The sequence below is a fragment of the Paucihalobacter ruber genome, assembly GCF_006494535.1.
GTDB classification, from domain to species: domain Bacteria; phylum Bacteroidota; class Bacteroidia; order Flavobacteriales; family Flavobacteriaceae; genus Paucihalobacter; species Paucihalobacter ruber.
The window spans coordinates 483,830-506,347 of record NZ_VHIQ01000001.1; the positions used below are offsets into that span (position 1 = coordinate 483,830).

The following is a 22,518-nucleotide window of genomic DNA, read 5'->3' on the forward strand; positions in this document are numbered from 1 at the left end:
AATTTACATTTTAAGTAAAGGATGAATTCACAAATCTACACCTTTAATCTAAAATGATTCGATTTATTAATTTCTTATAGGCACCTTCTGCCGTGTAATTATTGTTTTGTGGAATTTCAAACTGATTTAAGGACATTAGAAAATCAATGGTTGGCAATCTCAAAAAGCTGACTGATTGAACAACATCAGAATTGTATGGTTTTATGCCGAGCATTACTTCGGGATATATTACTTTTAAACCGCATGCCAAATACTCGAAGAGTTTGTTGGGAGCATTGTAGACGTAATTTGGCGTATTACCTTTATAAAGAATGAGTCCAATGTTATAGTCCCTTAGCACCGATGGCAAATTATTGTAATCAATTCCTTCTTCAAAGAATTTAATATTTGGTGAATTGAGTCCCTTAAGATAAACCAAAGTATCTGTATGTAAATTGTAGGAATAAATATCGAAGGTCACACGTCCATTTTGCAGTTCTACCCATTCGCAATATTCCTTAATATAGGTGTCTTTTATTGATAAAGCACCAACATATACTGTTTTAATAATACCATTTACAGCAGGTTCTTTTTCTCTGTTTTTATACCACCAACTTTCCGGGGGATAATTTGGCATAATGTGTAATTGATGGTCTTTTAAAGACGGGTGGTCTTTTTGAAATAATTGCAGTCGATCCGTATTGGTTTGTGAAATCCATTCTGCTACAGGATAAAGATAACGCTTCTCTAACTGGTGATAATACTTTACCAGAATCATACCTTTGCTATAGTTGTCAGGCGACTCATACTCGTGATAATGTATAAAATAACGCTTTTGTTTTCCGAAGATTAAGTAGTACAAATAAACCGGAAAAGCGGAATAACTTTCATAGTATAAAACAACATCAGGTCTATAGATTAATAATCCAAAAAAACACTGAAAATTAAACCATAGATATTTTAACAACCGCACCAATACGAGCTCTTTTAATCCAGGAAATGGACTTCTTGCTATAGCATCAATTTTTGAATGTTTATAGTTGGAGCGTTTTTTGGGGTTTTTTGTTGACCAAACCTTAATACGAACCGGATGGTTCACCAAACAATTAAGTAAATTAGTAACCGGCGGATAAAACTCCAAGGGCATGTAATGGATTATGGCAACGTTTTTCAATCTAACAATGTTTGTAATAGTTTTGAAAATATGGATGCATAGTCATAGCCTTGTTGATAGACCACAGCGCTTCCCTTTTTAGTTAGTTCCTCTAAAGCGTTATCGTTATGCATAAAAAACTTAACTTGGGACACCAATTCGTCGGGGTTACTGTAAAATATAACCTCATCATCCTTAAAGAACAACTGGGTTTCTGTATTACGTTCTGTTAGGAGTGCAGTGCCGCAGGCCGGTATTTCAAAAGTTCGGGTGGTATGCAATTCAGCAACCCATTTACTGATGGCTCCCCAAGCTATTTTACCCTTTTGAATGGCGCGCACATATTGATCGCCATACACCCCTTCTCCCAAATAATTCAAAAGCGGATTAGTCTGATGTCGCTTCGCAAAAGTCTGCCATTTGATGCCAGCTAAAGTTATTTTGACTTGGTGCTTTAATAAAAGTTCCAGTATGGCCTCGCGCTCCCTTTCATGATGCCCTATAAAAACAAAACCATCCTTTTCGGAGAAGGGTTCTTTCGATGGTTGATGTAACTGCCTGTCAAAACCCTGAGTAGCATATAAAACTTTGTTAGTTGTACAGGCTTTTCTATAAGCATCTAGCTCATAAGATTTGGTGGTAATAACAAAATCATAATTTGGCAATGATTTAAAAAAAAGTGGAGATTGGTGAAAAGTAAAGGCGGGATCTGGGGTAAAATGTATCAATTTTGGAGTCTTAGTTCTTAAAATTCTTGTGGTTTTAGAACTTATATACACACCTTTGTCAACCCAAATCATATCATAAGTATCAGTGCCTAGAAGCCCTAAGATATAATTGTTTACTCGCTTTATCAAGGGGCCTTTTTTGTACCTAAAGCCTAAAGAACGAAAGAATTTAGGTGTTTTGTAAAATGGAACATGGATGTCAATCACACTAAAAATAGCCGGTTGCAACTGCTGTTTTAAAGTATCAGCACGCATTTTAGAAGTGGTACCTTCGGTGTATTGACCTATATATAAAAACCTTTCCAATCCCTCGACTTAAGTTTAGATAGACTAATTAAAATAACTTTCAATTTTACTTATATATTTTTTTATATCTAACTTGTTATCAAATAAGTATTGTTTTTCTGTTATTTCCTTTTTGCATTTCTCAATATTTTCATGAATTTCTAATACCCGTCTACACATTTCTTTAGGCCAAGAAACTGTTTTTTCAACCAAATGCTTTTCAAATCCAAAAATTTGAGCCTGCTCAGCTATACCCCCTGAATTAAAACCAATAACTGGGGTTATTCTAGACATAGCGTCAAAATATATTCTAGGAAATGGTTCATATGGATTAAAATGGATAGCTATATCAAAAGTCTCAAAAAGTTCATCCTTATCTTTGATAAATCCTTTAAAAGAAACACTGACATTTGATAAAGATTCTACAGTTCTATTAAATATTTGAACATCAGTATTTTCTTTATCAACATCACCATAAAAATAACATTCCAACTTTTTTGAAATATGCCGATCCCAATAATCTAAAAATTCACCTGCAAATGATACCCCTTTTGCCGAAGTCACCCTCCCAATTACACCTATCCTAACAATATCCTTTAATGGCATTACGCTTAATTGATTATAGTTTTTTATATAATAGTCATGTACCGTTTCAATTTTAGAGGAGTTAATTTTTGGATTTTGTTTCATTATTTCGCAACGAATAAAATGTGAAACCGTTATTAATCGCATATTAGTTGTTATAAAGTTTTTTATGCGATTAGCCTTGGTGTCCTCAACTAATCTAATATGCACTATAAATGTTTTTCTCGGAAAACATCTAGCTAAAATTTTAAGATATCTGATATGACCGCCTTCATTACAATAAACGGTTTTATAGTCTTTGAAAAATAACAGTAAAAAAATTTGAAAATATAACCATTTAACGCTTTTAAATGATGTAATACTATGTTTTAGATTACTTTGTCTTAAAATTGATATATAATTTTTGTTTCGACTCACAAATACTTTAAATACCTTTTCGGTATATATCAAATGTTCATGAAGGATTTGCTCACTGCCGTAATATCCACCTGAAGGACTAATAATAATAGTTTTTATATGACTCATTATTTTAATTTAATTGACTGAATTTCCAAAAGTAACTAATTAGCCAAATAAAATTAGTTTTCATCAATTTGTTTAATAATTTCCTGTAACTTCATTTGAATAACAGAAACATCATTTATTTTTTCATAGAGTTTTCTTGCTGCCTTTCTTCTTAAATGATAGGATTCTTCAGTTTCTGTGTAGGCCGTCTGTATGCATTGACTAAGTTGGTTGCTATCATTAGCGTTAAACAATAAACCTGATTTAGAATTTTGATATACTTCAGGAATAGAGCCAACCTTTGAGGCTATTATAGGTATCGATTTCCCACAAGCTTCAATTAAAGATAACGGATATCCCTCGTGTTTTGATGGAAGCACCACAAAGTCGGCATTATTGTAGAGTTCTTCAATCTCAGTTTTTTCTAAAAAGCCGTGAAATTGAACATTTTCTAAACCACTGGCCAATTGTTTAATTTTTTCAACATTACCTCTACCACAAACATCGAGCTTTATATTTACGTGGTTTTTTATCATTCTTAAAGCCTCAAACAAACAATCAAAACCTTTATCCCGATCCATTCTTCCCACATAAAGTAAACTTCCGGTTCGGTTTTTAGTATTAGGCCGTACTGCTTGCCATTCGGTCCAAAATGGAAGTATTGCTATGGATCCCTTATAAGAGTAGTTGGTAACAATATTGTGTTTTATTGTTTGTGAAGGTGCCAACATTAGGTGGGCATATTGCAGTTTTGGTATAATACCTTTTTGCACAAAGCGGTTACCCTTGTCGGCTTCAGTAGTTTCCCAGACAATTATTTTCAGCCGGTTTAAAAAGGTAAGTGCCAGTTTAACCTCATAGGTTAATCCAACGCAGTGAACAAATTTTGGTTTACCAATAATAGAAAAAAATAAAAGTCTAATAATTAGACTTAATTGTGGAAGCTTCCAACGATGGCCATAATTAATTATTGGGCCATGAATCTTTATATTTTTCTGCTCTATGCCTACTTCGCAGGAGGTTGCAAAAACCGAGATATTAAACCCCAGGTTACTATAGGCCTCTGCCAATAACTTGGTGGCTTTGTCAGCACCACCGGCAACTCCAACAGCTGAAGATAAAATATAGATAGATTTACTCACTATTTAACAAATGATTCCACATCCAAGTTAATGTATCGTTTAAACTAAATGATGGTTCCCACCGAAGATCATTTTTTGCCTTTGAAACATCTGCTATTTGATGCGGCACTAAAGACTTTTTATCGCTGTCAAAATGATATTGAAAATCATACAACTTATCTGGACATGTCGCTATTATTTGATTGATTAAATGCGTTCCCTGAGTTTTTATGCCAGATCCTATATGGTATAATTCTCCTGCCTTACCGTGCAGGATACTTAAATCAATGGCGCTGCACAAGTCTCTCTTATCTAAATAATCTCTGTAAGATGATAAATCACCAAACTGAATAGCTTGGCTATCTTTACTTATCAGCGTTTCGTGAAATAGCTTGATAGCTCTCCCTGCGAGCAGAGAATCTGGCATACCTACTCCTAAAATATTAAATAGCCTAAGTCTTATAACCTCTATATTGTGTTTTAAATAATATTGATGTGCTAATTCAGATTGCATTAGCTTTGTTAAACCGTAATAATCAACGGGATTACACTTGTCATTCTCTGAACTCGGGTTTTTAATAGGAAGACCAATTTCAGCAGATGAGCCAATAATGATAATTTTTACCGGTTTATTAATTTTTAAAACCGCATTTAATAAATTTTCGGTGGCTTTAACGTTACTCAAAAACAAGTTTTCCAGCGCCCCAAATCTACTCGATGCCAAATGAATAATTACATCGGGGGCAAATGCCGCTATCTCTTCACTTAAACGCTCGTCTGTTAATTCGATGATTTTTTCATTGATGTCGTAACGATCCAGACCTTTACTTCTTGAAAGTCCCAAAATGTTAGAGGCACTTTCCTTCTCAAGCAGGTGTTTGATATAGGTTTGACCTATAAATCCATTATGACCGGTAATTAAATATTTCATCAGTTTATATCTATTGTTTTTAAGTGGTCAGACCTGCCTTGCCGGCAGGCAGGTGGAACGCGCTAAGATAATCATACTCCTGTATGTCAATATTTTTACATGGTCGTTTCATAAATCGGTATTGGGTAAAAATAGATTCTTGTGCTTTTCAAACGCTTCTGTTGCGTTGTGAAAATCCTCTATCCTTCCAATGTCTAACCATTTGGCGTTATTATCATATCCCATAACACTATAACCTTTATTAACAAGGTCCATGGCCAGGGTTGGGAAATCCAGATATTCACCCTTTTTAATAAACTCAAGTGCTTTAGGATTGTAGATATAAATACCCATACTTACATTGTAGTTCATCACCGGCTTTTCTAAGTAACCAATAACATTATTGGTGTCATTTAATTCAAGTACCCCAAGATCAATCTTAACTTCTTTTTTATGCATGGCTATGGTAAGCATGTTGTTGTGGTCACGATGATATTTGATAATATCGGTATAATCGAGCGTTGTTAAAACATCGCCATTCATCACTAAAAAAGAATCATCCATACCTTCTAACCAAGCCAAAGAGCCGGCAGTACCTGTTGGTGTTTCCTCACCTATATAATTAATTTTGATTTTATTGGTAATCGAAGGTCTTTGGATAAAATAGGCCTTTATTAATTCTGATAAATAGCCAACCATTAAAGTGACTTCTTTAAAATTATGATGAATCAATTGACGAATAATGATTTCCAAAATTGGGTAATCACCAACCGGCACCAATGGTTTTGGCAAAACTGTTGTATATGGGGCTAAACGTGTTCCTTTTCCTCCTGCTAAAATTACTGCTTTCATGTATGCTTTGTTTTAAACTATTTGTTGTAAATATCTGCCTTGTATTTACTTAAATTATTTTTATCTGAAAACCAATCAATTGTTTTTAACAGGCCTTCATCAAGGGTTGTACCCGGTTTCCAGTTGGTATGTTGAAATAATTTTGTGTTATCCCCTAACAAACGATAAACCTCACTTTTCTCGGGTCTTAATCTTTCGGCATCACTTATGATGTTACCTTCAACACCTGTTAACTTAAACAATTTATTGGCAAGATCTTCAATAGACACCTCGTTATTAGTAGCAATATTAACTTCTTCACCAATTAAGGTTTCTTGTTTAAATATTTCAATAAAGCCTTTAGCAGTATCCTTCACATACACCAAATCTCTGGTGGGATATAAGGCTCCTAACTTAACTTCTTTAAGGCCTGATAATAACTGTGTAATGATTGTTGGTATCACCGCTCTTGCAGATTGACGCGGACCATAAGTATTAAATGGTCTTACGATGGTGACCGGCAAATTAAAGCTTCTAAAAAAAGAGTCTGCTATAGCATCAGCGCCAATTTTAGTGGCAGAATAGGGCGATTGTCCTTGTCTTGGGTGCGTTTCATTAATGGGTACCTGCAAGGCAGTTCCATAAACTTCAGATGTAGAAGTTACCAGTACTCGTTTGATGTTTAATTCCCTAGCCGCTTGCAGTATATTTAAGGTGCCATTGATATTAGTTTCCACGTAACTTTGCGGTGAATAATAGCTATAAGGTATGGCAATTAAGGCAGCTAAATGAAAGGTAGCGTCGCACCCTGTTACCGCCTCTTTTACACCGAAGGGATCACGTACATCTCCGGTAAAAATTTCAATATTGTCAAGAACATCACTTGGCAAGGTATCGAGCCACCCCCAGCTGTTAAAAGAATTGTAATAAACAAAGGCTTTTACCTTATAGCCTTGTAATACCAATTCTTCTACAAGATGGCTACCAATAAAACCGTCTGCGCCGGTTACTAAAATTTTTTCCATGTTTGTGGTTTAAGTATGGTTAATAAATCAAGCCAATTAAGTTCACAGGTTTTATAGAGCTTAATGGCATTCTTTAGCTGTCGTCTTTTTAAAAGTTCTGCAAAAAAGAGACGCACTTTGTGTGTTTTATATCTTTTTATAGACTGTTCTTTTTCAGGCTTTGTCAACGGTACGTCTTCATTTCTCATTAATTCCCAAAAGAGCTGATGATTAAGTTTAATGTAACCGTCAATTGATTGCCCTAGTTGAAATTCTTGTTCCTCATGCTGACGCCACCAAATTAAAGCAGGTTGAAATACTACTATGGGGCCTTTCAAACTAAATTTCATCCACATCTCTGTGTCACCAATATAGCGCCGTCCTGAAAAGCCTCCCAATTCAAAAAAGGCTTCTCGCTTAAAAATAGTTCCGGTGGGTCCGCTTTGAAAAAAACTATTCCCAAAAAAATGTTCCTGAAAAGCCGCTCTGCTATTGACTAAAAAAGGATAAGGTTGATGGCACTCACGAACGTTGTATTGCGTTCCAAAATCTGCATCAGGAAACTGCTCCATGGCAGCTATCATTACCTCAAGGCTGTGCGGATAGATCAAATCATCAGCATCCAGATATTTAAGGTATGTACCTTTAGCGTAAGCTGCAGCCTGATTGCGATTGGGGTAATCGCCTAAATTGGTTTCGTTGACATAGACCTGTATACGCTCATCTCGGGCGGCATACCCTTGGGCAATAGCCACTGAATTATCCTTAGATTGGTCATCAACAATAATCAGTTCCCAATCCTGAAAACTGGAAGCCAACACGCTTTCTATGCAAGCCGCTAGATATTTTTCGCGGTTGTAAACCGTAGTCAAAATAGATACTATAGGTAAACTCATCTTAAAATACAGACCTTAAGGAAAAGTAGTTTTTTCATTTTTATTTAATTTCATTAATTCATCAACTAACTTCTTTACAATAACAGGCCACAAATATTTTTTTTGTATTAAGTCTAAGGCATTTTGTTGAATGTCATAAATAGATTTGGTTTCAAAACTTGAGGTAATCGTATCAGAAAATTGTTCAACAGTGTCTGCTATTAGAATATCATTGTTATGAGTGTATTCAATTCCATCAGCGCCAATAGTAGTACTCACAACGGGCACCCCAAAACTCATGGCTTCCAAAATTTTGAGACGTGTGCCACTTCCTTCTAAAAGAGGCGCAATAGCTATAGTGCTTTTTTGATAATAGAGCGCCACATCTTCAACTTCGCCAATAAATTCTATTTGGGGATCTTGTTTTAAAGGTATATAATCTTCGTGATGGCCATTCCTACCAATCACCGTGAGCTTTATATGCTTTATTTTTGTTTTTAGGACAGGCCATATGTTGTTAAAAAACCACAACAAGCCATTTTTATTAGGTTCGTAATCCAAAGAGCCACAAAACAACAAATGAGGTTTTGAAAAATCTTTATGTTTTAAGTCAATTTGTCTTTCTTCTGTACCGTTGGGAACGACTATTCCATTAATTTTTTGATTGTTTAACAGCACTAGTCCTACCACATCTTGTTGACTACAAGCCAAAAAATAATCGGCATAGGCATATATTAAGCTTTCCTGTTGTTTGATATGATTGAATCTTTTTTGGTTGGCAGGATTGTCAAGATGATGGTTTTGTGCAAATAAGAGGTGGTCTATATTATGCTGATCTATAATACGCAATGCCTTGGGAAAGTGTTTTTTGATGAGCTTACCCAGCTGCATGCTCGATAAATGCTCCATTAGCACCACGTCAAACTCTTGGGTTTTAGTAAGTTTTTTAATTAAAGGATAAAAGGCCAAAACTGCTGCTTCTGCAGGCCCTTTTAAAGAACGCTGGTACCATCGGTATTGTAAAGCCTGTTCGATTTTTGAAACCAAATCTTTTTGGCGTTTAATATTATAAACCGGATTTAAAACTTCAATACCTAAAAAATGTGCATCTGTAATGGTGGTTTTATCCTGATAAGTTAAGAGTGTCACCTCATAGTATTTAGACAATTCTACACACAAATGGTAACAGCGAAGCGCCCCACCATTTCTCGGTGGTACAAATTGGTCATAAGGAATGATATGTAATAATTTTGGTTTAGAACTACTTTCTAACATACTTTAAAATCTTAAACAGTGGACGCGTTAAAGCATTTCCGAATCTTCAGTTTCCGGAAGCATTTAAAATGTAAATTTTCGCACTTTCTAAAAACATATTAAAATCATTGTTCATTGTTGTTTCAATAAAATCCTTTAGTTGGTGTTTTGGATTGAAAGGATTTAAATAATAAGCAGCCTTTATAGATACCTTTGACAGGCTTTTAGGATCAGCAGTAAAGTTGCTTGTAATTATATTAAAATTCCGCAACACTTGTCAAACCCAATAATAGCTACGGTTTTTAAGTGCAACGAGCACATTAAACACCCAGTCTTCGCAGCGAAATAATAATCATCGGGAAACATATTCTCATCATCAAATCGAATATTTCGCTTATAAAGTAAGGGCTGGATAGGATAGGCTACACCATTGCCGCTGCCTCATAAAAGTTGTTTTAACGGTTTTTGTATTATAGCTTTAATTTTATAGTAGTTATAAGTTTTTTATTTCATAAAAATATTGATGGTCATATATATTGAAACTTCAATATGTTTATTGAAACCCTTAATCTGTTGTTCTATTTTTTCAGTTAAAAAGTATCAACACCATCTTAAAAGTTAATGTTATTTTCTTTAGCTAGGACAAAACTTGTGTAACGGGCTTTGAATACTAATGTATTGACTTAATAGAAGCAGTAAAAACGCTTATCCTCATATGTAAAATATTTTATGACAGTTGCACTATCATCTGTTGAACTATAATAAACGATAATGCATTTTCGATTACTGAAAGTTTGGTTTTTGATGGTTTTTAACGTTTAAGCAATATAATCGTGTTAGTTAAAGTAAGCAAATAATTATAGAGACTTGGCTTGATTTATTTATTTAAAAAAATGTGTCTTGAAGAAAAAGAGTTTACTTCTAAGTTTGTATTTAATTAAGGTTTAAGTTTACTTTAAGTTTTTTGACCGCTCTCTTAACAACATTAAAGTATACTTTTCTCCAGATTCTTGGCCATAATGGGAATCCAAGTCTACCTGCAGTGTACATGGCCTTAAATATTCTACCAACTTCAATCCATACTCTCCCGCATATCAAGTCACTTAGAAATAAAACAAAAAAACCTGTTATATAGTTATCCAACACCTTTATCTCCAAACCTCTGAAAAATCCTGATTTAACAGCAAATCCCCTAAGTCTCAACATATCTGTAAACATCCACGAAGACATTTTTATTTTTCCGTTTTCAGTATCATTTGTTCTTGAAAGTCCATCTCCTCGTACCCTTATGCGACAAAGTGTATCTGGATTGATATAAAACTTTGTTTTTTTTGAAAGTTGGAGCACAAACCACCAGTCCTCGTAACATTTAAGCAACTCATGAAACCCATTAGTCATAAGAAACACTTCTTTTCTAACACAAAGCGACTGGGTGGGAATAAAATTTCCGCCACTGAGAAGTTGTTCAGAAATATCTTGCAATCCTATACAGGGGAATCCATAATGAGGCATTTTGCCAAGCTCCTTTACTCCATCAAATATAATTCCACCAGCACAATACGCTCCCATTTCTTGTCCATATTCCTCAAAATATTTATAAATATTAGAAATGTGGTCAGGAAGCCATAGATCATCACTATCCAAAAAAGCCAGAAATTGACCATTCGCAATCCTGCATCCATAATTTCGACAGCTTCCCGCTCCCTTAGGTGAACTGGAAGGCCGCTTAACAGCTTTACCCGCCAAAGCATAATTCTTTAACAGATCTCCAGCCAATTCAAAAGTTCCGTCAGTTGAACCAATATCCTTTCCATCTTCAGCTTCCTCTTCTATAATAATTACTTCTAGATCCTTAAAATTTTGTTTAGCAATGCTTTTTATTGCCTCTTCAAGATATATAGTGGAGTTATAAACTGGCATTATTACTGAAAATATTGGACTTTTATTCATTTACAATATATTTTAAATTAATATTGGCTATGTTCATTAAATATTTCGTTTACAACTTTACCACACAAAAATTGTTAGCTAAAAGTTATGGCTGCTCTGTTTTTTTATGTAAAAAGGCGTCATAACCAAATAAGGAATTAATATTTTCTCCAGTTACTAAAGCACTAGTATCTGTTGCACCGTCCACCACAATACACTACCACTTATAATAGGTATATGTTTTAATGCTTTCTATTGTATCAGCAATATAATAGCTTGATTATAACAAGTGACAATAATGGAGATTACAGAGTTCGGCATTTTTGATTTTTTGAAGATTTCGCACGTTTATACCAATAGTTTATACTACGTTTTGGTCCAATGACCAGTCGCAACACTTTTATTTTGGGAGTATTCCATTCAGGAAAATCTTTATAAAGTTTATAAGCTTTATGTAGGTAGTGCATGGCGTCATTACTTTGGTTATTGTTTAAGTCCATAGCGTGCCAAAACAAGAAATGTGCTGTTGTTTTCTTCAAGTTGGCAGAGAAAATACCTAATCTATTAAATTCTTCTATCCACTTATCGTAAAATGCCAAAGCGCTTAAAGCACCACTACTACTTACAATACGTTCCCCCTGATGTTCGCGCCATAAGCCAGTAACTCGTGGTAAATAACCAAAATTTCCTCCTGCTAAAACGCCTCTTAAAAAATAGTCTATTTCTTGATTGCGTTTTAATGAGATATCCCACAACCCAATCTTTAAAATCATAGAACGACGAAATAAAAAACTCAAGGTATGAATTACACGTCTGCCATAAAATTGACTTAGCATATCATCCCATTTTTCGCCCTTAATCAAATCATAATTATCAACTGTACCATGGTGCCAGTCACCATAAACGCCATCACACTCGATATGCTCCTTTAAAAAGGACACTTGAATTTGGAGTTTTTCAGGGTATAATAGGTCATCAGAGTCTAGAAACTGGATAAATTCACCCTTAGCATTTTTTATACCCTTATTTCTTGCTGAAGGTGCTCCAGCATTATCTTGTAAGAATAAATTAATGGAAAAGTTATCTGAATCTAATTTTATTTGTAATTCCTGTATAATTACTACGCTATCATCAGTCGAACCATCATCAACTATAACACATTCTATAGGTCTATACGTTTGTTCATGTACAGACATTATAGCATTAGAAATTAATTCTTGTCTATTGTAAACAGGAATGATAATAGATACTAAATTAGATTTTTTTGGAAGCATTGCTATTAAATCATCATTAACTAAAGTGATTAACGACCCGTTCTTAGCTTAGTTTCTTTCATCACATTAATATATTCACTCGCAATCATTGGAACGTTCCATTCCTTTATGGCAAGCTCCTTATTCTTTTCTCCATGTTTCTGTCTAGCCAAAGAAACTGCATTTTCAATAGCTACTTTTAAACTTTGTTCATCAACTATATCAAAAGTAGGATTATCTGTCTCATTTAATATTTCACCGATATCTGCTCCATTGTATCCGACAACCACCAAACCAAAGGTACACCCCAAGGTAATGTTCCCAGAGTTCAATTCTGAAGTCCTAGGAATAAACAGGAAATCTGCGGCATTTAAATACCAGTGCGCATCCTCATCTTCAATAAATCCTAAATCTATTCTTCTTTTGGGATTTAGAGTTGCTAGCCATTTTTCAAATTTCCACACCCATTCGCGAAGTCTTATATAACCAATTTTTCGTCTGTTAATTTTCCATTTTGGTGCTAACAAGACTTTATTATTACTAGGAATATAGTTAAACGCTTTATTAATTAATTCTTTTTCGTGCTCTTTAATAAGACCAAACACTATCATTACCGTGGCATCGGGATTAATATTCAAGTGTTGTCTCGCTGATGCTTTATTTGAGTTATTGGGCATTGAGGCGTAGTTGTGATGTGGAATCACCACATGGGTAATGCCTTTATGTTCAGGATACCAGGCCTTAAACTGCTCTACACTATAGTTGGCAAAATGAACAACTGTATCACAATATGAAGTTACCATACGATATAACTTTAAAACATCTTCATCATTTCTTGAATGAGGGTATTGGATATGTCTTGTGTAAACAATAGTGGAGTTTTCTTTCCAATATTGTAAACACTCCTCAATTTTAGAATACATTTTTGCTGGCAACGGATCTGTACCCCAGGTCCACTTTTGGACTTCATAAGATAAAAAATCTGGCCAATGGAGGTGTATGATATCGTACTCATTTTCACATTTCCAGAATTCTTCATAATCCCAGATAACCTCGGCATGTTGTTCCAAACCTAATTTAAGGTCTTCCATAAACAGATTACCTTGCAAAATAAAATTAGCAAATAAAATTTTCATATATTATTCAGGTTTCAAATTCCCCTCCGCAATCTCGCGAGCCATCACGGCATCATACACCCGTTTCATGCCTTCACGTATGGATATCTTTGGTTCCCAACCCAAATTGTCTTTTACCCAGGTCATATCGCAATAACGGCTGTGTACCCCAACCGGTTTATCCAGCAGCGGTTTGATCTCTGGCTGATAGCCTGCGAACTCACAAAAAATTTCAATCAAATCCCTAAACGAGGTTAAAACACCCTGTCCGATATTAATGGCACTACCATCATGAATCTTCTCCATGGCCACCTCAACACAGTCCAATACGTCATCTATATGCACAAAATCGCGACCCTGATGCCCACTACCCCACACTTCAAAAGGTGCTTCTTTAAATACCGCACGTCTGGCAATGGCAGGCGTGGGATAGGAATAATCCTGATCTTCGCCATAACCTGAAAACGGACGGATACAGGTAATACTCACCCCATAGTGCTTAGCGGTAATCTGCGCCAAAAACTCACCGGTAAGCTTGGTCCAGCCATAGGTCATATCGGGCTGCCCCATGTGGTTAAAATCAATATCGCTTTCTTTGAGCTGTATGGCGTTGCTTTCGGTTTGAAGATTGACCGGGTAGGCTGCACTCGAGCTTGGATACAACACCCGCTCCGGTTTGTGACGGCTGATCCAGTAAAAAAACTCGGCATCGATAGACAAATCTAAAGCCACTTGAATGGGGTCCCCGTCAATCATAGCGCGTCCGCCTACAATGGCCGCAAAATGGTACACATCCGCAAAGCGCTCAATGTCCAGCCCCAACTCCTTTTTAAGATACTCCGGTTGATGTACGAGCTTTTGCAAGGTAACTCTAAAGTCTTCTTCAATAAAGCACAGGCGCTCGTCTTCGCCATAGATGTTCATATTGCCTTGACTTTTTTGAAAGGGATGGTTCAGCCAGGTATTGGGATGCTTACCAACCGCTAAATTATCTATAAATACAATACGATCGTTAGTGTTGTTATAAAGACGATTTACCATATTGCGCCCTACAAAACCGCAACCGCCCGAAATTAAATGTGTTTTCATGTTTTTATATTAAGTTCTTAATGTGCTTTTCTTGCTGAGACTATTAAATCATCAAGCACACTGATATGTCTATTGATATTATAATTAGTTTGCATATGCTGCCTTCCGGCTTGTCCCATCTGTTGGCATAAGGCTTTGTCGTTATACAATTTTACCATAGCCTCGCTCATGGCCTTTACATCATACTCATCTACTAACAACCCTGTTTGCTCATGTATCACGGCTTGTGGTATCCCGGCATGTCTGGTAGAGACCACCGGCAAGGCCGCTGCACTCGCTTCTAAAATGGTATTTGGAGTGCCTTCGGCATCGCCGTAAGAGGGTTGCACAGAATGTTGCACAAACATACAAGCGTCATTAAAATAAGGCATCAACTGATTGTGGTTGATACCCCCGGTAAAAGTAACCCGGTCTTCAATATGCCATGCTTTGGCAATGGATTTACATGCCTCTAATAATTCGCCGGTACCCACCATAATTAAACGGGCCTCGGCACATTTTGGCATGGCATCTTTAAAAGCCTGCAACGTTAATTGGGGTGCTTTAATATCTGTAAAACGCCCAATATTTAATATGGTAGAACCATAACTGGATTGTACCTCATAAAAAAAAGCTTGCGGTCCATAAGGGTTATAGACAATCTTATCTTCGGGGCAGCCTAATGACAATAGTTTATCGGTCATGAAATGCGAGACGCTCACAATCTTGTAAGCATAGGCAAACATGGCTTTGTAATTAGATTTGACTTCATCGGTTAACAGAGGATCTCTGTGGGCATCATGCCCGTGGAAATGGACTACCAGAGGTATCTCCAAACTTTTGGCAAAAGGTGTGATGGCCGCTCCCTGGAACCCAAATTCTGCTAAAATTACATTGACTTGGTGGGCTTTAAAAAAGCCTGCTAAGGCATCTAGTTTACCATTAAACGATTGCTGCCATAAGGTGACTTTTTTATGGTAAAGCCATTGGGGTAATAGTTTTTTTAGCTTTTGCAACCATGGGTGTTTGCTGTAAAACAGACCAATGGAACGGTTGTTATATTGTAAATCGTGCGTTGGTCCATGTATCAACACTTTATCCCCTTTCATCAGCTCAGCGTGAGCCCTGATAAAGGAACCGCTAAAATTACTGGTGCCGGCTTGTATGATGCAAATTTTCATTTATTTTAAAAATGAAAGGATTTTTCGGAATGATAAAACCACAAACCTTACTGGTTTACTGTTCAATATTGTATTAAAAATTCTTTTTAAAACTGAAAAGTATTTTTTAACAAAATATTCAAAAACATAATAATAATACTCATAGAAACTTAATTTAGTTGATTCATCTAAATCTTCAAACTTATAATTATATATTTTTAAATCTTTATTGTATAAGTACTTCACAATTGCTTTTGTCCTTTTGTCATAAAAACTTTGATAAGGTTTTTCAGTATTTGATTTTTCAATGTGGGGTAGCTGCAAATTAAGGTTGAGTTTATTGCATACGATAGAAAAATCTTCATTTAATCTTTCAAATCTACAAACATAATCTAAAGTTTCATCTATAATATCATGGTAAAATGGGCTTTGAACCTCATGCCTAGCAGGTTTAAAATTTATTACAAAATCATAAAGTTTTTCAGTGTTTTTTGGATAATAAAAACCTCTTTTCCAGCATGATACTAGTCGACTATATGGGTTACGAACGACAGAAAATTTAAAATAATCCTCCCAAATTTCAATACCTATTAATTGTTTTGTTTCACTTGCCTTTAAATGCTTTTCAGAATAATCATTATAACTCATTTCTATGTTAAAAGCTCCCTCAATGCTAGTACCGCCGGTTCGAGGTATGTGTATAAGTATGCATTTATTTTTATGATCTATCATAACCTGAAATTACATTGATTTGTTTTGATTTAAAATTTTATATAAACGATGCTTTAGCAAGCCTAGACGTAGCTTAAGTAGATTAACTAAATCAATTATTGGCCTTCTTTTGTCTGCACGTGCTAAATCAGGATGCACGCTTGGCAATTTTAATAACTTTGGTACGGATACAATATTCAATTTTTTAGATTTAAAACTTGACAAGTAATTAAACCAATGCTCATGACATAGAGTCATAGTAAAATTCTCTGAAATGTATTGTTTTGCATTTTTAGACATGGTATGCCATAAAGTGTGATCAGCCTGAAGTGTTTTAATGGCATTTAAAAAATCATCGTTGCGGTCATTAACTACAAAGCCTGTTACGCCTTGTTTGATTTGTTCCGATATACCGCTTTTCATTTGCAAACATACCGGTACCACACCACAAGCCATGGCTTCCAGGACTGAAATGGGCAAACCTTCAAAATCAGACAGCAAGACAATCACGTGGGCTTCTAGCAACTTTTTTTGTATCTCATGTGAGGGAATACTACCGGCAATACTTACAGGTAAACCCTCGCCTTCGGTTTGTAAAATGCTTTCTAAATTGCCTTTATCGGGGCCATCACCATAGAAAACAGCTGATGTATTTGGTATTGCTGCAGTCATTCTGCAAAATGCCTTAGCAACTTCAGAAATGCGCTTTTGTTCTTCGGCAAACCGGCCCACATACACTACTTTTAGGTTGGCATCTAAGCGTTTCGCTTTTTCTTGAGGAACATGAACACCATAAGGTATGCGCTCTACAGCTATTTCATTAGCAAAAGCGCTGCCCTTTAACTGTTTTTCTAATTCGCCGGATACACACACCATACCACTGAGCCTGAAATCTTTTGAACCGTCTATAAATTCTTTTTGGATGGCATGATAAAAAGGATCGTCGGAATGCGATACGCCTATCGTATAAATCCCCGCTTTTTTGGCCCATTTAGAAGCGTAATAAGCAGGGACTACCAGATTAGGCACAAAGATTTGAGGAGGCTCATTCTTAAGACATTCAAGTATCCATTTGATATTGTCTTCTGTATAATTATTAAATTTGGTGGTTTGGCATGGTACCCCATGATTGGTTAAATGCTCGTATAAAGGTCCTGTCTCACCCAGATGAAACAAAATAAGACAGCGCACATCCAAACCACGCTGCTTTAATGCCGGTAATAAATGCTGTAACCAGGTAACAGGACCACCAATACTACCGGGTTTATCGTATGCACAAAAGGTAATACTTTGGTTCAAGATTGATTTCTCAATTTATCATTTTCAGAAGAACGAATAATTATTCTGCCTTCATGTTCTTTACTTAATAAAACAATTTGATGACCAAAAGTTGACGCTTGGGTTAAAATAAAATGCTGGCATTGTGAGGCTAAATACATATCCTTAAATCCATTTTGATCATCATTAAAATCGGCAAAATGAATTGGGAATTCGGATTTTAGATGTTTTTTACACCAATCTATGTCATCAGAAAAAACAAAAAATGCACCTGCCGAAAGTTTTGATTCTATATCGTTAATTGCATTTATATAAAAATCTAAAGTAACAGATTGCCCCCCTTCGTTAGTCAAAAAATCACCTCGTCGAACATGTATGGCAACTGGATTTTTAGAATTTTTGATTTGATTTAAAAATTCATAATCAACATTTTTAAAAAAAGTTTTATAATCTAGAGTAAGCTCTTCAAAAATGTTATTATTCTTGGCATAATCAGTTGCGGCTTCTCTTATATCAAGAGAGGCCCATATATTGACTTCAACACTATCGTGAAGAAGTACTTCATTCTTAATTCTTTCAATATCATTATTTAGCAATTTAAGTTTCCCTTTACTATAAATCGTGATGTTATTTTGACTTTTTATAAAATTTATAGTTTCAGAATCAGGTATAATGATATCGTATCTTATTCCATAATTTGTTATTTGCAAATTACGACTCGTCTGCCCTTCCTTGGTATTCGTATAAAACGTTGTATCAATAATTAATGTTGCCTTTTTAATATCGGCTAATAATCGTCCTGCCATATAACAAATCATTTGATTTGTTAAACCTCCTGCCATTTTAACTATTACGGCATTTTTTAATAAAAACTTCTTTTGATGACCTTTAAAAATATGATTTTCAACATTGCGTAAACTTATGTAACTTTTATATACATATATTGGAAATAAAATGTAACGAAATAAATTCTTAATCTTTTGATATAGTTTCATAGTTCTCTAAATACATTTTTTCTAGTTTTTTTATAACTACCTTCCAATCATATTCCCCTAAAACCCGCTGTCTGGCTTTTGAACCTATGGTGTTATCATTGATGGCCAACAGGGTTTTTCCTTTTAAATCCTCCATATTACCTAACTCATAAAAGTAACCATAAGCGCCGTTATCGATGGCTTCCATACTTCCAGGCTCATTGGAGACCACCACAGGTTTACTATGGGCCATACCCTCTAAGACCAAAGTAGGTAAGCCTTCTTTTTTTGCGGTACTTATCAGACACCTACACGCGGCAATGGCGTGTTGTACTTCTATTTGAGACATTTTTCCAAAAATTTTTAAATTTTTTGGTGGTATGATATGGTAGTGCTCCTGAAATAACAATTCTGAAAACTCACTGCCTATAATGACAAAGTTATGCTCCGGCATGCTTTTAGCTAACATTACAAACTCTCCGGGATTTTTCACAGGGTCATGCCTGCTAACATTTAAAATGTAATTGCTTAAGTGGTATTTTTCCTGAAAATAGTGAGCGTCTGCTTTGTCACATTGTGCTACATCAACGCCATTAGGAATATAAATAGTGTCTATATTAAATTTCTCTTTGTAAAATTTTTGTTGCCATTTCGACACCGATATTTTGACATCAGCCTTAGAGGCTTCTTCTACAAAAACCCTATTGAATTCTTTTTGCCAGTTTAACAAATCTTTGCCTGTATGTTCTTTAAAATAGTGTAAATGATACGTATGAATCCATTTTAAATTGTTGTTTTTAGCCCTTTGCTCTTGGCACCATAAAATATATTTTGGATACACATGAGAATGTAAAACAGCAGTACCAGGTACTTGTAATTCTTGGATGTAATCTCTTAAAAAAACATCCATACTTATTTTCTTTAAAATAGCATCTGGCGGAACAAGTGTGGTTGAAAGATTCGAATTTTTATGGATGGCGTGGATATGAAAATCAACACCATTAAGCTTTAAGATATTAGCGCCAATATATACTTGTGGCTGTTCTTTCTTGAGTTTTTTAAACCAATTAAAAACTACTCTTCTTTGTAAATACAACTCCCAATCCCTTTTGCATTTGTTTTTAAAAACATTGAGATGGTAAAAAGCCGATTTTATTTTTCTAAAAAGAATCAAAATTACTTAAAATATTGTGAATCATTATTTAATAGCGTACTTATTGAAATATTTCAATATTATATTTTTATATTCAAATTTAAATCTAAAAAAATCAATGTCCTCTTTGTATATTCTTGAAACTAAGTTTCTTGTTTTCCAATTATAATAATAACTGTAGTGATTCTTTTTTATGGGATTAACATTCGCCATAACATTGAAGAAATCAGAGTTTAAATTTAAATCTTCGATAACGCGATTTAAGCCGATTTGCAAAGAATCAAAATTTATTTCGGCATCATAAACAATCTTTTGACCATTCAAATAAAAATAGTCTTTTTGTAGTGCTAAATGGTTACCACAATACAAATGATTTTGAGTGTTATTCAAGATATTACTAAATTTGCCCTTCCTTTTTAAATAATTTTTAAAAGAATCCTCTATTTTGTAACTCCTACCTGTCCAAAAATAATCTGATAACAACTTATCCCAAGAGTTCCTGTAGACTATAAATTTATAATAAGTAGACCATTGATCTTTAGAGATCAAATTTAAATCTATAAGTTGTTGGGGAGTTGCATGCTGTAAATGTAATTTCAAATTTTCATCCCAACCAAATAATTGATCGTGGTCAGCATGTAAATAACTTGAAGTGTTTATACCAAATGCCTTTTCTATACTTGTACCTGCACATTTAGAAATGTGGATAAAAATACATTTATGTTTATGTGATATCATTATTTAACTATTGTTTTGATAATGTTTAAAAATTTGAATTCATCTTGGTACCATTGCGTCAAATTATCAATAGATTGTTGCTCTAAATTTTTATCTAATGTAATATCATTGGCATGGGCCTCAACAGTATTTTTATCAGGAAGATGAAGATTTACAGGGAGCTTAAATTTCCTCTTAAACTCCTCAAAATCGTCAACTAATTGCCCTTGTTGAAAAACAAAACCTATAGATTGTTTGCGTTGAAGCAGGTATTCTTCATTAATAAACCAATCCCAATATGATGACCTGACATGCTCTATGGAATACATCGCAAATTCCGCGTTAATACGTTTTTGACTATTATCACTATATAAATCTCTTGCTAATTCGTTAGGCGTGTGAAATATCTGAAATGCAATAGCTTCGGAAGCGCTCCACTCAGAATAATATTTTGGTTGTCCTTTCCTTTGTCTTGAGTAAAACCCACTAATAAATCGGTCTATAGGATTTCGAACTGCGAAAAAGCAAAGATGACCTTCAGGTACTGCGGTAAGCTTGAATTTATGATTGTGCAAATGTATTTTTATATGTTTAACATCACAGTTCTTTGTTAAAGCGTGTTTAATAGCTGTGCCTCCTGTTTTGCCGATATGGAGAAAGTGCAAATTTTTCTTTTTATGTAGAATATAATACATTATTAATATTTGTTTGATTATAGGTTTCTAAAGTCCCTCAAATAGGCTTATAATGTGCATCAAGTAAAAAAGACTGATAATGATCTTCCTCATGCGTTACCTGAAATTGCAGAACCTGATTCACGCGCAATAAGGCCTCAATACTATTGGCTTTAAATACCACCAGACTTAAGGTATATATGCCTTTAGTTAATTGATTTCTTTCGTGTGTTATTCTAAAATGTAGTTTATGGTTTGATATTTTTAAATGAGAATTAGTTTCATTTTTCTTCAAAACAGCTACGGGTCTTTGTTCTTTATCAAAAATAACCAGTTTAAAAATTGGTATATCTATATTTTTCTTTATCCCTAAACAAATTTCAATAGATAACGTCTCACCCCAATTGATACTATCTGTAGGACTTTTATTGGCATCTACTATTTGAATTTTTTCTAATTCGAGTACGCCTGCATCATAAACAATGTTAGCGTGGTTATTGACAAACTTTTTATAATAATCATCTATTCCTTTACTCACATCACCTCCATGGTACGCTTCTTCGCCGTTCTCCAGTAAAATGACTTGATCGCAAACTCTGGAAATCATAGGCATGTTATGAGAAACAAATATCACTGCCGTATTCTTTAAAAGTACGTCTATCGTTCTAAAGCATTTTAAAACAAATCCTAAATCTCCTACCGCCAACACTTCATCTATAATCAACACATCCGGTTCCATTTGGGCCGCGACCGCAAAACCCAGTCTTACCTTCATACCCGAGCTGTAGTTTTGTACGGGCATATCAATAAACTCTCTTATTTCGGAGAAATCGATAATAGCTTCTACTTTGGCGTCTATTTCTTTACGGGTAAACCCTAAAACCGCGCCGTTGTTGTAAATATTTTCTCTACCGGTGAGGATGGGGTTAAAACCGGCGCCCAGTTCTATCAAGGCGCCCACCCTGCCGCGCATGGTCACCGTACCGGCATCGGGATTGATTAAGCCGTTTAAAATTTTTAATAAGGTGGATTTACCGGCACCGTTATGGCCAATTAAACCCAAGCACTCGCCACGGCGCAACTCAAAATTAATGTCTTTGACGGCCCAGAATTCCTTAGGCCGCAACTCGCCATCGGTGTCATGGCCTTTAATGCCCATAAACATATCCTTAACGCCATACCACAAGCTCGTTTTTAAATCTTTGCAGAATTTTTTTGAGACGCCTTCTACTTTTACCAATACTTCACCTGCCATAT

The 22,518-nt window shown here is 35.1% G+C and carries 21 protein-coding genes; all 21 read right to left on the minus strand.

The annotated features are described in order from the left end of the window. Positions 1-43: 43 nt before the first annotated feature. Positions 44-1,153 carry a glycosyltransferase family protein gene (locus FJ651_RS02155; RefSeq protein WP_140988748.1) on the minus strand — a complete coding sequence of 370 codons (1,110 nt, stop codon included), beginning with the start codon at positions 1,151-1,153 and terminating at the stop codon, positions 44-46. After that, positions 1,150-2,166 (minus strand): CgeB family protein, encoded by a 1,017-nt coding sequence (locus FJ651_RS02160; protein ID WP_140988749.1) that lies wholly within the window; start codon positions 2,164-2,166, stop codon positions 1,150-1,152. The genes FJ651_RS02155 and FJ651_RS02160 overlap by 4 nt, the downstream gene beginning before the upstream one ends. Before the next feature lie 24 nt (positions 2,167-2,190). After that, a complete protein-coding gene (locus tag FJ651_RS02165; protein ID WP_140988750.1) occupies positions 2,191-3,255 on the minus strand; it encodes a glycosyltransferase in 1,065 nt (354 codons plus the stop codon). Between the two features lie 53 nt (positions 3,256-3,308). Then, positions 3,309-4,376 (minus strand): glycosyltransferase family 4 protein, encoded by a 1,068-nt coding sequence (locus tag FJ651_RS02170; protein ID WP_140988751.1) that lies wholly within the window; start codon positions 4,374-4,376, stop codon positions 3,309-3,311. Continuing rightward, the gene (locus FJ651_RS02175) at positions 4,369-5,286 is read right to left on the minus strand and encodes an NAD-dependent epimerase/dehydratase family protein (RefSeq protein ID WP_140988752.1); all 918 of its coding nucleotides are present in this window, start codon (positions 5,284-5,286) and stop codon (positions 4,369-4,371) included. Before FJ651_RS02175 ends, FJ651_RS02170 begins: the two co-directional genes overlap by 8 nt. A 108-nt stretch (positions 5,287-5,394) precedes the next feature. Then, positions 5,395-6,117, minus strand: coding sequence for a sugar phosphate nucleotidyltransferase (locus tag FJ651_RS02180; RefSeq protein ID WP_140988753.1), 723 nt, complete (start codon positions 6,115-6,117; stop codon positions 5,395-5,397). Between the two features lie 17 nt (positions 6,118-6,134). Next, positions 6,135-7,121: an NAD-dependent 4,6-dehydratase LegB gene (locus FJ651_RS02185; RefSeq protein ID WP_140988754.1), complete on the minus strand. Its 987-nt coding sequence runs from the start codon at positions 7,119-7,121 to the stop codon at positions 6,135-6,137. Further along, positions 7,106-7,996 carry a glycosyltransferase family 2 protein gene (locus FJ651_RS02190; RefSeq protein WP_140988755.1) on the minus strand — a complete coding sequence of 297 codons (891 nt, stop codon included), beginning with the start codon at positions 7,994-7,996 and terminating at the stop codon, positions 7,106-7,108. The genes FJ651_RS02185 and FJ651_RS02190 overlap by 16 nt, the downstream gene beginning before the upstream one ends. 15 nt (positions 7,997-8,011) lie before the next feature. Then, positions 8,012-9,250: a glycosyltransferase family 4 protein gene (locus FJ651_RS02195; protein ID WP_140988756.1), complete on the minus strand. Its 1,239-nt coding sequence runs from the start codon at positions 9,248-9,250 to the stop codon at positions 8,012-8,014. 912 nt (positions 9,251-10,162) lie between these two features. After that, the gene (locus FJ651_RS02200) at positions 10,163-11,179 is read right to left on the minus strand and encodes a glycosyltransferase family A protein (RefSeq protein WP_140988757.1); all 1,017 of its coding nucleotides are present in this window, start codon (positions 11,177-11,179) and stop codon (positions 10,163-10,165) included. A 284-nt stretch (positions 11,180-11,463) separates the two neighbouring features. Further along, entirely contained in the window at positions 11,464-12,432 is a 969-nt protein-coding gene (locus tag FJ651_RS02205) for a glycosyltransferase family 2 protein (protein ID WP_140988758.1), read from the minus strand. A gap of 29 nt (positions 12,433-12,461) precedes the next feature. Then, on the minus strand, positions 12,462-13,520 hold the full coding sequence (locus tag FJ651_RS02210; protein ID WP_140988759.1) for a glycosyltransferase: 1,059 nt from the start codon (positions 13,518-13,520) through the stop codon (positions 12,462-12,464). Positions 13,521-13,550: 30 nt separating this feature from the next. After that, the gene (locus FJ651_RS02215; protein WP_140988760.1) at positions 13,551-14,615 is read right to left on the minus strand and encodes an NAD-dependent epimerase/dehydratase family protein; all 1,065 of its coding nucleotides are present in this window, start codon (positions 14,613-14,615) and stop codon (positions 13,551-13,553) included. Between the two features lie 17 nt (positions 14,616-14,632). After that, positions 14,633-15,775, minus strand: a complete 1,143-nt coding sequence (locus tag FJ651_RS02220) for a glycosyltransferase (RefSeq protein ID WP_140988761.1) — start codon at positions 15,773-15,775, stop codon at positions 14,633-14,635. Continuing rightward, positions 15,776-16,486: a sulfotransferase family 2 domain-containing protein gene (locus FJ651_RS02225; protein WP_140988762.1), complete on the minus strand. Its 711-nt coding sequence runs from the start codon at positions 16,484-16,486 to the stop codon at positions 15,776-15,778. It lies immediately after the preceding gene. Between the two features lie 9 nt (positions 16,487-16,495). Beyond that, positions 16,496-17,764, minus strand: coding sequence for a glycosyltransferase family 4 protein (locus FJ651_RS02230; protein WP_140988763.1), 1,269 nt, complete (start codon positions 17,762-17,764; stop codon positions 16,496-16,498). Further along, entirely contained in the window at positions 17,761-18,738 is a 978-nt protein-coding gene (locus tag FJ651_RS02235) for an alpha-1,2-fucosyltransferase (RefSeq protein ID WP_140988764.1), read from the minus strand. The genes FJ651_RS02230 and FJ651_RS02235 overlap by 4 nt, the downstream gene beginning before the upstream one ends. Then, positions 18,716-19,813 carry a glycosyltransferase family 4 protein gene (locus tag FJ651_RS02240; protein WP_140988765.1) on the minus strand — a complete coding sequence of 366 codons (1,098 nt, stop codon included), beginning with the start codon at positions 19,811-19,813 and terminating at the stop codon, positions 18,716-18,718. Before FJ651_RS02240 ends, FJ651_RS02235 begins: the two co-directional genes overlap by 23 nt. A 102-nt stretch (positions 19,814-19,915) precedes the next feature. Beyond that, the gene (locus FJ651_RS02245; RefSeq protein WP_140988766.1) at positions 19,916-20,608 is read right to left on the minus strand and encodes a sulfotransferase family 2 domain-containing protein; all 693 of its coding nucleotides are present in this window, start codon (positions 20,606-20,608) and stop codon (positions 19,916-19,918) included. After that, the gene (locus tag FJ651_RS02250; RefSeq protein ID WP_140988767.1) at positions 20,608-21,282 is read right to left on the minus strand and encodes a sulfotransferase family 2 domain-containing protein; all 675 of its coding nucleotides are present in this window, start codon (positions 21,280-21,282) and stop codon (positions 20,608-20,610) included. The genes FJ651_RS02245 and FJ651_RS02250 overlap by 1 nt, the downstream gene beginning before the upstream one ends. Before the next feature lie 37 nt (positions 21,283-21,319). Continuing rightward, positions 21,320-22,516, minus strand: coding sequence for an ABC transporter ATP-binding protein (locus FJ651_RS02255; protein ID WP_140988768.1), 1,197 nt, complete (start codon positions 22,514-22,516; stop codon positions 21,320-21,322). Positions 22,517-22,518: the final 2 nt, after the last annotated feature.